13 protein-coding genes are annotated in these 13,888 nt (G+C 48.1%); 7 read left to right on the top strand and 6 right to left on the bottom strand.

Annotated features, from left to right (window positions below; genetic code table 11):
• The first annotated feature begins 70 nt into the window (after positions 1-70).
• Both EHO61_RS00940 and EHO61_RS00935 read left to right on the top strand, forming a co-directional pair.
• On the top strand, positions 71-943 hold the full coding sequence (locus EHO61_RS00940) for an alpha/beta fold hydrolase (RefSeq protein ID WP_135811764.1): 873 nt from the start codon (positions 71-73) through the stop codon (positions 941-943).
• A gap of 183 nt (positions 944-1,126) precedes the next feature.
• On the top strand, positions 1,127-1,783 hold the full coding sequence (locus EHO61_RS00935) for a hypothetical protein (RefSeq protein ID WP_135811763.1): 657 nt from the start codon (positions 1,127-1,129) through the stop codon (positions 1,781-1,783).
• Between the two features lie 33 nt (positions 1,784-1,816).
• On the opposite strand, the gene EHO61_RS00930 is transcribed toward EHO61_RS00935, so the two are convergent.
• The 6 genes from EHO61_RS00930 to EHO61_RS17150 form a co-directional block, all read right to left on the bottom strand.
• Positions 1,817-2,539, bottom strand: a complete 723-nt coding sequence (locus EHO61_RS00930) for a lysophospholipid acyltransferase family protein (protein ID WP_135811762.1) — start codon at positions 2,537-2,539, stop codon at positions 1,817-1,819.
• On the bottom strand, positions 2,536-2,907 hold the full coding sequence (locus tag EHO61_RS00925; RefSeq protein ID WP_210415280.1) for a transmembrane 220 family protein: 372 nt from the start codon (positions 2,905-2,907) through the stop codon (positions 2,536-2,538). The genes EHO61_RS00930 and EHO61_RS00925 overlap by 4 nt, the downstream gene beginning before the upstream one ends.
• Entirely contained in the window at positions 2,904-4,325 is a 1,422-nt protein-coding gene (locus EHO61_RS00920; protein ID WP_135811761.1) for an FAD-binding oxidoreductase, read from the bottom strand. The genes EHO61_RS00925 and EHO61_RS00920 overlap by 4 nt, the downstream gene beginning before the upstream one ends.
• Positions 4,326-4,328: 3 nt before the next feature.
• Positions 4,329-6,455, bottom strand: a complete 2,127-nt coding sequence (ppk1, locus tag EHO61_RS00915) for a polyphosphate kinase 1 (protein ID WP_135811760.1) — start codon at positions 6,453-6,455, stop codon at positions 4,329-4,331.
• A gap of 156 nt (positions 6,456-6,611) precedes the next feature.
• On the bottom strand, positions 6,612-7,052 hold the full coding sequence (locus tag EHO61_RS00910; protein WP_135811759.1) for an LIC13259/LIC11441 family protein: 441 nt from the start codon (positions 7,050-7,052) through the stop codon (positions 6,612-6,614).
• A gap of 57 nt (positions 7,053-7,109) precedes the next feature.
• A complete protein-coding gene (locus EHO61_RS17150) occupies positions 7,110-7,412 on the bottom strand; it encodes a hypothetical protein (protein ID WP_167884772.1) in 303 nt (100 codons plus the stop codon).
• Positions 7,413-7,700: 288 nt separating this feature from the next.
• Between EHO61_RS17150 and EHO61_RS00905 the strand changes: the two genes are divergently transcribed.
• From EHO61_RS00905 to fliD, 5 genes are all read left to right on the top strand, one after another.
• Entirely contained in the window at positions 7,701-8,498 is a 798-nt protein-coding gene (locus EHO61_RS00905; RefSeq protein WP_246031934.1) for a rhomboid family protein, read from the top strand.
• Positions 8,499-8,675: 177 nt separating this feature from the next.
• Entirely contained in the window at positions 8,676-10,436 is a 1,761-nt protein-coding gene (locus EHO61_RS00900; protein ID WP_135811757.1) for an acyl-CoA dehydrogenase family protein, read from the top strand.
• Positions 10,436-11,080: a hypothetical protein gene (locus EHO61_RS00895; protein ID WP_246031933.1), complete on the top strand. Its 645-nt coding sequence runs from the start codon at positions 10,436-10,438 to the stop codon at positions 11,078-11,080. The genes EHO61_RS00900 and EHO61_RS00895 overlap by 1 nt, the downstream gene beginning before the upstream one ends.
• A 179-nt stretch (positions 11,081-11,259) precedes the next feature.
• Positions 11,260-11,793, top strand: coding sequence for a hypothetical protein (locus tag EHO61_RS00890; RefSeq protein WP_135811755.1), 534 nt, complete (start codon positions 11,260-11,262; stop codon positions 11,791-11,793).
• Between the two features lie 137 nt (positions 11,794-11,930).
• A complete protein-coding gene (gene fliD, locus EHO61_RS00885) occupies positions 11,931-13,871 on the top strand; it encodes a flagellar filament capping protein FliD (protein WP_135811754.1) in 1,941 nt (646 codons plus the stop codon).
• Positions 13,872-13,888 lie beyond the last annotated feature (17 nt).

Genomic DNA, 13,888 nt, shown 5'->3' with positions numbered 1-13,888 from the left:
AGTTGTGTCGTTTCGAAAAACGCAGGAATCCTTGATAATAGAAACGCAGGATAAATCATAGCGTAAAATTATGGATTTCATTTATCGTTTTTTTCTTCGAAACTACGTTCGAAACAAGATCCGGTATATGGAGTCCGAATTGGGCTTTCGAAAAGTATACTCGGATGTAGGAGGGCACAAGCTTTTCTATCTGAAGAGAGAAGGGGATTCGGGAGGTAAAAAAAACCTTTTGCTAGTGCACGGACTTCTGGATAGCTCTTCCGGATTCCGCAAATTAGCTCCTCTTTTGCGCAAGGATTACACGATTCTTTTACCCGACATTCCCGGTTTCGGTTGGAGTCGCATGCCTCCGATCCGATATCTCTATCAAGTCGACGTTTTTGCGGCTTTGATCTACGAGTCCATTAGAGAGATGGACTTGAGGGATCTGGTGCTAGGCGGGCATTCTATGGGAAGTCTGATCGCGATGTACATCGCTCTTCTCGATGCCAAGCGGGAAAAGCGGATCAAAAAATTGGTGCTTCTCGCTCCGGGAGGAATCCCTCATCCGAAGCGGGACGAAATGAGGGAGCTGTTGTTTCCGAAAAACTCCGAAGAGATCGAGAGGCTTTTCGCTTCTCTATATCATGAATCTCCTCCCAGTCTAGGTTCCTTTACCAAAAAAATCCTTTTATCCAGTTGGAACGACGAACCGTACCGTTTTCTTACCCGAAACACTCTCGATCGAGAGGCGGAAATTTTTCTAGGAAAACGGATCTCGGAAATCAAACTGAGATCCATAATAATATCCGGTAAAGAGGATCCGATTACGTATCCGAGTATGGTAAAGAAGATTCATAGTTATCTAAAAGGGAGCGACTTGGTTTGGATTCCTTCCGCAAAACACGCTTTGCATATAGAAAAAGCTCAGGAAGTTGCTTCTACGATCAACGACTGGATTTGAACAAGGCGTTCGGTCCAATCGATTATTAAAGTTCCTTTATCCTCCGAAACGCTTAAGGTTATGATTCTTTTTGCCTAAATTGTAGGCGCTTTTGCTACGCCTTTCGGGGTAATGCGAAGGTTTCTTTTCTCTGCGGAGGAATCTTGCTTTTCCGAAACTTTATTTCGGTTAGTATATCTTCCCATGAATAACGTAAAAGGAACCGAGTGGGCCGATGCGGTCGCGCAGCTGGCGGTCGTAGTTACGACGTACAAACACGTCGGCACCACGGCGGACCAGGTTTTTTTGGCCTGCGAATCCTTATGGGCGGATTGGGACAGCTTCGATCCGACCGGCCCGGATTGGCTACAGGGATTCGAAGAGGCGATGGACGAAGGAGAGATGGATTACGCGGCGGAATCTTTCGTCAAAGTACGCACGTTATTAAAACAGAAGTTCGAAACGATTTCGGATACGTTCGAATCCGGAAACGACATGGTTCTCGGCGGATTGATTCTTGAGTTGGCGGACGGAGTTTTTTCCTTGTTACACGGACCGGAACCCGCCGAAAAGACCGCCGAGTCAGTGGTAATCGAGGGGGAAAAACTTCTGGAGATTCTCCTGGAATCAAACGATCTGGCCTTTCCGCCGGACGAAGATCTTTCCCAAGTGGATTTGGATTTGGTAGCCGATCCCGGAGATAGGGAAATATTAAGAGAATTGATCGGAGCCTTCGAAGCCATGGCTGAAACTACCGGAAGAACCTACGGAGAATCGCTTTATCTGCTCTTGTCCAGATTATTCATCGTGCACTGGAGTTTTTATAGAATCAAGGAAGAGGAGATTCCTCCCGTCGCTTAAGCGAATTCGAAGTTCGTCGGATTCGCGGAATCCTTATCTCATTGCCTGCATTATTTCTTCGTTCACTTTCTTTGCGGCGAGTACTTCTTGTCGTAACGCCTCGGCCTCAACTTCGGTGACTCCGCAATTTTCCAAAAGGAACCGCTCTAATTTACGTCTCCATTCCTCCAATTGCTCTGCCCCTTTCAACTTCGGGACAAGGAAGGGCTCGCTACAAGTGATCACGGCCCGAGAAAAAGGTTTCGGGACCTTGATCCTGTCCCAGCTATTCGTAGTCCAATAGCGGTCGTATTGCGCCGAATAGGCGATGATAGGATATCCGGTAATGGAGGCGAGTTGAACGATACCCGCTTTGAGTTCGTAAACGGGACCGGTGGGACCGTCGGGAGTGATTAGGGAGACTCCCCCGTGCATCGCCTCTCCCACCAACGCTTTTAAGCCGGAAGCTCCGCCCCGTCTACTGGATCCTCGTTTGGATCTGATTCCGAAATGATGCAGTACTCTTGCGATTAGTTCTCCGTCTTTGGATCGCGACGCCAAAGGTACGATTCTCAATCCCATCCGCTTGACCAGATACGAGGAGGTGAAGTCGATTAAAAAAGGGATTTGGTTGTGCCAGAGAGCCAGCAAGAGTCCGCTCTTTTTTCGGAAACATTCCCGGGTTGCGTCCGGGATGCGAATCTCCGTCCAGCGCACGGTTCCGTATGTCAGTCGTAGGACCAGAATGGAGATCCAGACCGACAATCGGAGGATCATTCTTGGGATCTACCTTGGAATAGCGGCAGGATGAGTAGCCATATCGAAGAAAGAACAAGCCCCATGCTTTCCCTAAATATTTCGGAATCGAAGTCGACTCTGGGGTCCTCTCGAAAGGCGAGAAGCGCCCAAACGAAATAGCCGACACCTAAGGCTCTGGAAACCCCCGCGAGTGAACGTCTTCGTTCCGCAGTCCGAAGCGAAGGCAACCATTCCGCGGCATAGAGTAGGACCACAGACAGATAGGTCGAGACCCAAACTTCCGGATCCGGATCGTTGTATTGCAACGCCGCGAATACGATCCAGGTCAGTACGGTGAACGTTCTAAAGATTCCGTTCGAGATCGATGCGACGGACGTTCCGCTCAAGGCAGTACTTTTCCCGGGTTCAGTATATTTTTCGGATCGAGGGTCTTTTTGATCTGTCCCATGATTTCCATTTCCACTTTGCTCCTAGAGAAATGTAGGAAATCTTTTTTTAAGAGCCCGATTCCGTGTTCAGCGCTGATGGAACCGTGGTATTTTTTGAGCAATTCGAACATTGCAGGGTCCACGTTCTTGCATTGGGAAAAAAAGTCCGAATCTGTAAGATCCTTGGGTTTGACTATATTCAAATGCAGATTTCCGTCTCCGATATGTCCGAACAATGCGATTTCGAAACCGGGATATTCGTTCTTTAACAAGGATTCCATCTCCGCGAGGAAAGGGTTCATATTCCGGAGAGGCAGAGAAATGTCGTTTTTGTGTACGGTGAAATCTATGGAAATGGATTCGCTGATTCCCTCCCGGTATTTCCAAAAAGTCTCCGCTTGGCGTGAATTGGAAGCAAGGCTACCGTCGGTGACGAATCCCTTTTCCATGACCGTTTCCAAAAAGGAGAACAGTTTTTCCTCTTCCCTTTCGTCGGTGATTTCGAATTCCATTAAAACATAATATGGACTACTTTCCGGAAACGGATCGGGAACGTGAAGGTGATCTATTACCTTATCCAAACAGTATCGGGTCAGAAATTCGAAAGCCAATACGGGGACGTCTATCCTGTGGGTTTCCTTGAACAATTCCAATATGGAGGCGAAGTCGGGAACCGCGCAGAATAATACCCTATGATCCGAAGGTTTTCCGGTGAGTTTCAGGACACACTCCGTGATGATGCCGAGGGTCCCTTCCGAACCGATGAAAAGATGTTTTAGGTCGTAACCGGTGTTATTCTTCAGGATTTCCCCGTTGAATTCCAGAACGTCACCGGTACCGGTGACAACGGTAAGACCGAGGACCCACTGACGAATCAGGCCGTAATGGACGACCCTGACTCCTCCGGCATTCGTCGCGATATTCCCCCCGATATGAGAGGATCCGGTGGAGGAGAAATCCACGGGAAAATAAAATCCTCTTTCTTCGGCTTCCTTATGGAGGTTTTTCGTAATCATTCCCGCTTGGACTTTCAAGGAACCGAAGAAAGGATCGAAATCCAGAACCTGGTCCATTTTGGCCAAAGAGAGTACGATCTCTCCGCTTTTCGCGACGGCTCCTCCGGCATAGCCGGTACGACCTCCCGAGGGGACGATCTTTAGGTCGTTTTGATAAGCGAATTTTACGATTTTTGAAACTTCTTGCGTGTTTTTCGGAAATACCAGAATCTCGAAGTCGGGTCGATATACTTTCGTCCGATCCGTGCCGTAGGACAGGAACGTCGCGGTATCCATTTTGTTCTCGTCCCGAAAAAATACCTTTTCCTCTCCGATAAGAGTCCTTAGTTCGGCGCGTTTTTCCTGTGTAAGAGTAGTCATTCTTTATTCCGCAAATTTCATACGTTCGATCTGGCTATCCACCGCCTTCTCTCCCTGGGAGCGTTCCCGCTTCCGATAGACTCCGTCGGAATGAAGGAAGCGGGCTTTTACGTTGTCTTTCAATTGTACGTCCAGAATCTTCTTGATTCGATCCTTGTTTTTGGCGTCCAAAATCGGAAAGAGCACTTCTATTCGTCGTTCGAAGTTGCGCGGCATACAATCGGCGGACGCTAGAAAGATACTCTCTTCTCCCCCCGCGAGGAAGTAATAAATTCTAGTATGTTCCAAGAAGCGTCCTACGATGGAAATTACGGTTATATTCTCGGATATCCCGGGCAAACCCGGTTTTAAACAGCAGATCCCGCGGATGATGAGTTCGATGACCACTCCCGCCTGACTCGCCTTGTACATGGCCAAGATGATATGAGGATCGACTAGGCTGTTCATCTTAAAGACGATTCTCGCAGGCTTTCCGGCCTTTGCGTTTTCCGTTTCCTTTTCGATCAGCTCCAAAAAGGTCGCCTTAAGATTGTGAGGCGAGGCCGCGAGCTTATTCAGGTGAGGCATCTTTGCGTAGCTAGTGATCGTGTTGAAGATCGTGGCCACGTCTTCCGTGATCTGTTTGTTTACGGTAAAGAAGCTCAAGTCCGTGTAATATCTGCTGGTGGTGGAGTTGTAATTTCCGGTACCGAGATGCACGTAGCGGACCAGATGTTCCTCCTCCCTGCGGACGATCAAAAGCATTTTACAATGTATTTTCAGTCCGACGACTCCGTAGACGACGTGAACGCCTCTCTCTTCCAGCTTTTGCGCCCATTTTATGTTTCTTTCCTCGTCGAAGCGGGCCTTAAGTTCCACGAGAACGGTGACCTGTTTGCCGTTCTCCGCAGCCTGTCCGAGATACTGTATCAAAGGGGAATCCCCACTGGTACGGTAAAGAGTCATCTTGATTCCGAGAACTTTCGGGTCCTCGCTAGAGATCCTGAGAAGTTCCTCGATCGCGGCGAAGGACTGGTACGGATGGTGTAAGAGTCTGTCCTTTTTCTGAATGGCTTCGAAAATCTTTTCCGGCGAATCGAATTTGAGGGTGGTTTTCTGCTGGAAGAAAGGATATTTGAATTTCGACGTATGTTCCAAGCCGTAAAAATACATCGTGTCGCTTAGGTTTAGGATAGATGGAACGTCGAAAATTTCGTTGTCCCGAAGCTCCAATAATTCCTTTAAAGTGTTCTTCACGAAATGGGAAGTGCCTTCGTAAATGTCCATCCGAACGGCATCGCCCCAGATCCGATTTCGGATCTCCTTCTTCATCGTTATCAGGAGATCCTTTACCGAAGCTTCCTCATCTATCGAAATGTCCGCATCCCGAATGATCCGGAAAGGATAGATTTCCTTCACTTCCATCCCGTAAAACAGATCGTTCACATGTAGCGTGATGATCGCTTCCAGAGGAAAAAACCTTCTTCCTTTTCCGTGACTTTTCAATTGGAAGAACCGGGGAAGAACGGAGGGAACTTGGACTACGGCAAACAAGTCCTTTTTAGTTCCGGTCTTTTCGTCGTCCGTACTAAGAACGATGGCCAAGTTCAACGAACGGTTTAAGATGTGGGGAAAAGGGTGGGAAGGGTCTATGGATAAAGGAGTCAGGATGGGAGATACGTCGTCCTTGTAATATTGACGTACTTGCTCGATTTCCGACTCGCTTAATTCTGCGGGATCCATCACTAGGTGGATTCCGTTCTCCGATAGGCGTTTTATGCTCAATGCGAAAGATTCGTATTGGTCCTTTACGAAAACTTGAACCTTTTTGGACAGCTCCATCAATACTTCCGAAGCTCTTAATCCATTCAGACTGTTTTCGTCGTTTCCTTCCGCTAGAATATTCCGGATTCCCGCGACACGAACCATATAGAATTCGTCCAGATTCGATTCCGTGATACAGAGAAACTTGAGCCTTTCCAACAGGGGATTTTCCGGATCGTTCGCCTCCTCTAGCACTCTTCTATTGAAATCGATCCAGGATAATTCCCGGTCGAAGAAAATGTCCGGATTGCCGAGGTAGATCGGATTTTTCGATCCGTGGGCTCCGTTGTCGATGGATGGTTCGGCGGATTTTATCTTTTGGGCCACGACGGGTTCCTTCTTTCTTCTTGGTTTAGAAGTACCTGTTTGGGCGTCAAGTCGCCTTCCGCAACCGGTCTTTGGCTCCTTAAATGAGACTAAAGACCGGCGTCGACTTAGAAAGAGAAAGGCGCGAGCCAGGCAAGGTCGCGCGAACGGTCCGAATCAGTTGACTCTCTTTCCCGATTCTCTCATTTCGGGAAGATACGGATTGCGGACTGTCTCGGTTTTTGCGATCCAGGTTTTTTGGGTCAACGGGCAGTAAAAAGCGTGCAGACCGTATTTCGGAGCCAGGCTTTGTAACGCGAACGTAAGTTCGCCGTATAAAAATTCCTGGTCCTTTCTCGTGATCGCTTTTTCCAAGAGTTCCGCGAAGGTAAGAGCTTTCGCATATAATACCCTCGTTTCCGGGAAGGTTCTCTTCGATTCGCGGACCAACGACGCCAGACCTCTTGCGTTGCCTTTTCTTTCCTCGCTGGAAAGAAGTTCCTCATGAAATCGGCTCAATCTTTCGAAAAGCTTCTCTTCAAAATTTTCCTCCACTACCGGTACGGCGGAAGCGGCTACTATGGATGCTGCGGCTAAATAAGCGAATACGTTGCGCATATATGATTCCTCCTAAAGGGTCTTCGATGATCGAAAGGGAAATAGGGGAAAAGCGCTCTAATTGAGTAGTCGAATCGTACTTAAAGGAAAAAAGAAGTTGGAATAAAGCGTCGGAGATAGGACGGACTTTTCGAAGGTTTTCTTGATCGATCGAAGGTGGGTATAATGATTTCGAATCGTTTGGAGAGAAATTTCGGAAAGACGGAAATTCGGCTCTGAAGCCGAGATCGCCGGTAGGTCTAACTTTATGATATTTTCTATATGCGCTAGAGGTGAGGTTTCGGAAGTCTCCTTTTTGTTTTTGAAGGATTGGAAAGTCGTGTCGGTTCCCGTGGACGCGGCGACAGGGCCTGGTTGCATTGCCAAGCTCAGGATAAAGGTCGCTATTATGATCCTGGGGAACATTTGAACTTAGACCCCGGATCGTTCCCTGGGAGGTCAAAAAATTTCGAATTTAGGAATTTATTTACTGCGTAAAACGTACGCAAACTCATGCTCGAAGCCTCCGTCTCGGGAATGTTCCCGTCTTCTGATTTACGGTTTAATTGGTTGACTATCCGTGCGAGGCGTTCGAAAAGATGAAACGTAAGATCGCGAGATCCCTTTCTTTTATACCAGAACATTCTACCAAAGGACTTCCGTTTTCCCTTGAAACGTTTTTTGAATAACTTTTCCCAGAATTTCCATATCGAAAACTTATCCGGTTATTTTGCCGCCGTTACCGCAATCGTCAGCGCTTATTCCCTTCTTTTTGATCCCGCATTCGGGGATATCACTCCTGCAACCTTAAAGGAAAGGGACTGGGCCAGCATCGCACTCTATGTGTTCAAAGTGCATTCGAGTTTTTTCGGAAATCCCTGGATCGGCCTTTTGTTTTACGTGTATGTTTTCTTTTTTATGGGAAGGATTCTGGAAGAGGATTTGGGCGTTCCCAAATTCAATATGTATCTATGGTTAGGGGCGGTTCAAATTACCGCCGGAGCGATCTTTTCCCTGTATGTGCCTTTGGCAGTGGACTCGAGCCTATTTTACGAATGTCTTTTTTTGGCGGTCGCATACCGCTTTCCCGACATGCAGATCTTTCTTTTTTTCGTGGTTCCTGTGCGTATCAAATGGCTCGGGTTTTTCGTGGCAGGGATCATGCTCTACACCAGGATTTCCTATTCGATGGCGGCGGGTTCCGTGTTTCCGCTCCTAGGCATATTGGTGGGTTTATCCAATCTTTTCCTATTTTACGGAAAGGATATCTGGAAGGACTTAAGAGGAAACGTACGAACCCAAATCAAGTCCCCCTCGACAAAGGATTCCTCTCCGACGGTGCATAAATGCCATATCTGCGGAATTACCGAAAAGGACGATCCTCAAATGGATTTCAGATATTGCGTGGATTGTACGGATCAGGAGTATTGCGAAAGGCATTTGCACGACCACCAGCACGTAAAATAGTACCTTTTGCGATCGAAAGAAGATTCCTTCCTTTCGTTAGTTGGAGATTCAAAGCATTTTTCGGTTTGCTCGAACGCTCGTTAAAATTCGTTCGAGAAGGTCGGTATTTTCGGTTTTCGGAAAACGGATTGACCGCTTCCAAAAACGAAGCATACTCATTTATCCAAGGACCTTACTATGCTCCAAAACAACTATTTCAACGACGTTCCCGATCTTAGATTACATTTCGATCATATCATCTCCTGGAAGGAAATCGTCGACGCATACGAAAACGGCTTTGCGGATGCGGAAAAATATAAGTCGGGAGACGAACGCTATTCCACGGCACCTTCGTCTTATGAAGAAACGATAGAATATTATGAAACTCTATTGGATTCGGTCGGGGAATTCGCAGGTAAGGAAATCGCACCGTATGTGGCCGATCTGGACAAGATCGGATTGAAATTCGATAAAGGTAAGGTAGTCTTTCCGGAAAAGATGTTGGAAATCGTTCGCAAAGCTCGCGACGCGGGACTGCAGCCCACCGGTTTCTCCCGTAAATACGGCGGTTTGGGGATTCCATGGACGGTGCGCGCGTTTTTCGGAGAGATACTGTATAGGGTGGACGCTTCCGTTTGCGTTGCTATCGGATGCGTGAATCTTGCGGAGATCATAGAGAAGAACGGTAGCGAAGAACTGAAAGAGGAATGGCTCCCTCGTTTGGCTGCGGGAGAATTCGCTTGTGCGATGGGATTAACCGAACCGGACCACGGCTCCGATCTTCCGGGCTTAAGAACCAAAGCTGTACGCCAGGAAGGGAACCGATATCTATTGAACGGAACGAAACGTTTCATCACCCACGGTTGCGGAACGGGAGAAATCCCCGCGATTCTATTATTATTGGCTCGGACCGGAAATCCCGGAAGCGGAGCGAGAGGTCTTTCCTTTTTTCTCGTCCAGTCCAAGGACGTGCAGGTAGCCGGAATCGAAAAGAAAATGGGACTCCATTGTTCGCCGACCTGCGAAATCGTCCTTGAGAATACACCCGGGATTCTGATCGGAGAAGAAGGGCACGGACTGATCAAGCATACGATGGGTATGTTGAACGGGGCACGCGTCGGAATCGCCCAACAAGGAGTCGGAATCGCCCAGGCCGCGTTATCCGAAACGCAAAAATACGCGTCCGAAAGGATACAATTCGGCAAACCGATCGCGGAAATTCCCGCCGTGCGCAAGATTCTCCGGAGAATGGAAAGGGAAACCATGGCGATGCGTTGCCTGGTGATGGAATGCGCGAGGAGTATGGATCTCTATTATTTCCGGGGGGACCATCTTAGGGAAAAAGGTGCCACAGACCGGGATCTGAAATCGGACGTGGTGTTAAAATATTGGGAGCGTTTGGCGGGACTGCTGACTCCGATTTCCAAATTCTATTGTTCGGAAACTTGCGTAAAAATCGCAGGAGATGCGGTGCAACTTCACGGAGGGGCAGGGTTTACCGAGGATTACGACGTGTCCAGGATTTATCGGGATTCCAGGATAACGACCATCTACGACGGAACTTCCCAGATCCAGGTCAACGCCGCCATCGGCGGGATCGTCACGGGAATGGCTCCTCACGGTTTCTTAAGGGAATATATCGAGAACGAATGGAACCATTTCGCCGGAGAAGAACCCGGAACTTTGGAAAACGTTTGGGAATCCTACAAGGAAATATTAGGTTTGTATAAAGAACTTCCCTCTTCCGAAGATCGGGAGGAGATCGCCGACGAAACCGTCTGGGCTACGGCGCGATTGCTTTCGGGAATTCTCTTTTATAAATCCGTTCTTCGTACTCCGGACGAATTGCGGTCCGAGAGGATCGCTCATGTGGAGGAATACTTGTTGGACAGTCTCGCCTTCGTGGAAGGTCTAAAAGCTAAGCTGCACGCCAAGGTTTCCTCGGCTAGGGTAGCATGATGAAATTCTCGGCGATTTTGGCATCCATCTGCTTTTTCTTTTGGACCTGCTCGGTTCCTCCCGAGAGCGTAGCCAAGAAAATTTTCGCGGCGCACGGAGGAGCTAATTTCGAAAAAGTCCAGGAGATCGGATTTACTTTCGTCGTTTCGACTCCCGAAAAGGAATTGGTGCGAAGGAGTTGGATCTGGTTTCCCAAAACCGCGGAAGTGAAATTTACGGAAGGGGAAAAGGAAATCAAGTACGATAGAAGCCGCTTGCAGGAATCGGATCAGGAAACGGAAGCCAAGTTCATCAACGACAGTTACTGGTTATTGTTTCCGTTCCATTTGCTCTGGGACAAAGGCGTTTTGCTATCTTATGACGGCGCCCAACCCAGACCGGACGGATCCGGTCCGTTGCGGAGATTGTCAGTGAAGTACCCTGCCGAAGGCGGTTTTACTCCTGGCGATATGTACAAAGTGTATTACGATTCGGAATACAAAATTCGTTATTGGACCTATCATAAATCCGCATCGGAGGAACCGACCCGCGGGACGACTTGGGAAGGATATTCCGTCTTTTCGGGGATCCCTCTCTCTTTGCAGAGAAAGGGTCCCGGAGGAACGTTCCAAATTCGATTCGAGAACGTAAGTATAAAACCGTAAGAAGGAAATTCGATTTTGGAATCCTAGAGAGTAGGAACCAAGGATACGAAAAGGGGAACGGACGTTTCTCGGATTTCTTTCCTAAAAACGTCTAAGATTCAGGTTCGGTCTGAGAAGGTTCTCCTATCCACGCTTAGGCGGGAAAATCGGAGAGGCTTTCTGACCAGGAGCTGAACCGTATGAAAACTCGGATTTTTCCAACCATAACGTTCCCTCTTTTTCTTCTTCTGTTTGCCGTGTTTTTTCCCGCTTTGGGCTGTTCCAATTCCGGTAGCCAAAAAACCGATCCAGGTTCTTTGATTGCGGTCGCCTTATCCGCGGGGCAATCTCCGTTTTCGTCAGGACCTTGCGATTCCCAAACCAATCTGGTAAAAGGTTCCCCCGTAACTGCGACGGTTTCCGGTCCTTCGGGAGGATATTACGGCATGGCAAGTTCCTTGGTGCTGTACTTCCTGTACCAAGGCGGAGGAAGTTCGGATTCCGTCAGTTTCAGTTCGAATCCTTCCGGGAGTTCCGGTGGAGAGTTGAATATAGGAAAACAAGGAGTTTCTATCCAACCTGCGAACTTGGGCATGATGTCGAATTTCGACGTATATCATTCGCAAGCACCGTATTCCAATTCCTCGGTGATGACAGCTTCGGGAAACTATAGGTGTTATCAGGTCATCGTCCCGGCTGCAACGACGATCACGTATACGATTTCGATCCTTTAACCGGACGAGGTCCTTCCTTATGTCTCTATCCTTGGACGAAGTTTAGAAACGGCGAAACTTAGAACGGATCCGAAAAATCCCCTTCTTAAGACTTATGCTTTTTCCGAAACGGCCGATGGGTATACTGGGAGGGGACCATGCCTGCGTTTACCATTCCTGGACTCAGCTCCGGACAGGACACGAATCAGATCGTAAAGAAGCTGGTGGAATTGGAAGCCAAGCCGATCCGTCGTTTGGAGAGGCAAAATAATTATAATAAAGCTCAGGTAAAAGCCTGGAACGATCTGAAAATCTTAACCACCGAACTACAAAATAAAACCAGGGAAATCACATCCTTTACCGCTCCCTTTGCCACGAAGTCCGTGGTTTCCGAACCGGAGGGTACGATCTCCGGAGACGCTTCCCGCTCCGCTACGAGCGCCAAAAGAAAAATCGAAATCAAGGAGTTGGCCACCTTCCACCAGGTTTCCAGCGATCCTATCGATACTGAGCGAAAGATTCCGGCGGGTTCGTTTAAAATTCTTTCAGGAGAAAACGAAAAGGAAATCGATTTTACGGGGGGAACGGTTCGGGAACTTTCCCTTATGATCCGGACTGCGGCCGCAGGATTGGCCCAGCCTTCCTTAGTTAAAGTGGATCAGAACAAAACGGTCCTGACTCTGACCGCGTCCCAATCCGGAAAAGAGAACCTTCTCAAATTCGACGATCCTAACGGAGTCCTGAAGGCGGCAGGATTGGTGGGGGAAATGTATCCTCAAGATCCTCCTAAAACGTTTCCGATCGTATTGGAAGCCACGCAGGCGAAAGCGTTTCAGCCCGAAAAGTATTCCATGGAAAAGGATGCGAAGCCGATTCTCATTGCGGACCCGAACGGCAAAGAACCTACTAAACTAAAAATCCCCTCCAAACAGGCGTTTCAATTTCATACGGAATCGCAGGAAGCAAAAAAGGGTCTTCGCGTGGAGGCCCTTCTTTCCGAGCCGCTGGCGGAGGGGGAGACGATTTCTCTCGGGGTCATTTACGAAATGGACGAGCAGGAAAAGGTTTTTCTGGAAGCTGCTACGCATAAGGAAGGACGTCTCAAGCTGACGCTTAAGGCTTCCTTGGACGGGAAGAAAATCCGCGAGATCATAGTGGTGAACCAAAGCGGAAAGGAAAAGGAATTGTCCGATTTCCGGCTCGTGGTTCCGGGCGAATTCAAAGGCGCTAAACCCGCAAAGACCGTAGTAGAAGCAAAAGACGCTCTGTTTACGGTGGACGGTATAGAAGTCACTCGACCGAAAAACGAGGGACTGACGGACGTATTGGACGGAATCAATTTACATTTGCACAAAAAAAGCGAAGGTCCGGTCCTGGTCGATGTCAAAGTGGATTCCGAGAAAGGAATCAAGATGATCAAGGGCTTCATAGAAGCATATAATAATGTTTTAAAATATTCCAAAGAAGCGACGGCCGTGGATCGCGAAAGCGGTATGTCCGACGGTAAGAACGAGGATCCGGATATCAGCCGTTCCTTTTGGGAAGGAAAAACTAAAACCGGGCTGCTCGCCGGAGAACATTCGATCGTAAGATTGCTTGCGGGAATGAAAACCGTAACGACGACTTCCTTTGCTCCGTTAGGTGATTCCGAAATTCGGATGCTGTCCGATATCGGAGTATCGACGGGTACGGTCGGAAGCAAATGGGCGGATATCCAGGAAGGGTATCTTCAGTTGGACGAACAAAAGCTCTCCCGAAAACTTTCGGAGAACCCGGACGCGGTCCGACATCTTTTCGCTCAGGACACCAACTCGGACTCCAGAATGGATACGGGTGTCGGAGTCAATCTAGTCGAACATTTGAAGCCGTACACGCAGTTTGCTGGCGGTCTCGTTACCAGTAAGATCAAATTATTGGAAGAACAGTTCGCCGATAACAATAAGAAAATAAAGAATTACGAATCCCACTTATCCAGTTATGAAAAGAAGCTGAAGGAAAAATTCCTGTACATGGAGCAGGGAGTGGGAAAAAATAAAGCGGTAGGTTCGTACTTGAACAACAATCTTTCCAGGGTTCAAGGCGGAGATGACGGAAAGTAAGTACTTATAATAGAAAC

The sequence above is a fragment of the Leptospira fluminis genome (assembly GCF_004771275.1).
Classification (GTDB): Bacteria; Spirochaetota; Leptospiria; order Leptospirales; family Leptospiraceae; genus Leptospira_B; species Leptospira_B fluminis.
Note: the sequence above shows the minus strand (reverse complement) of the source record. Positions and strands in the feature narration are given on the sequence as shown.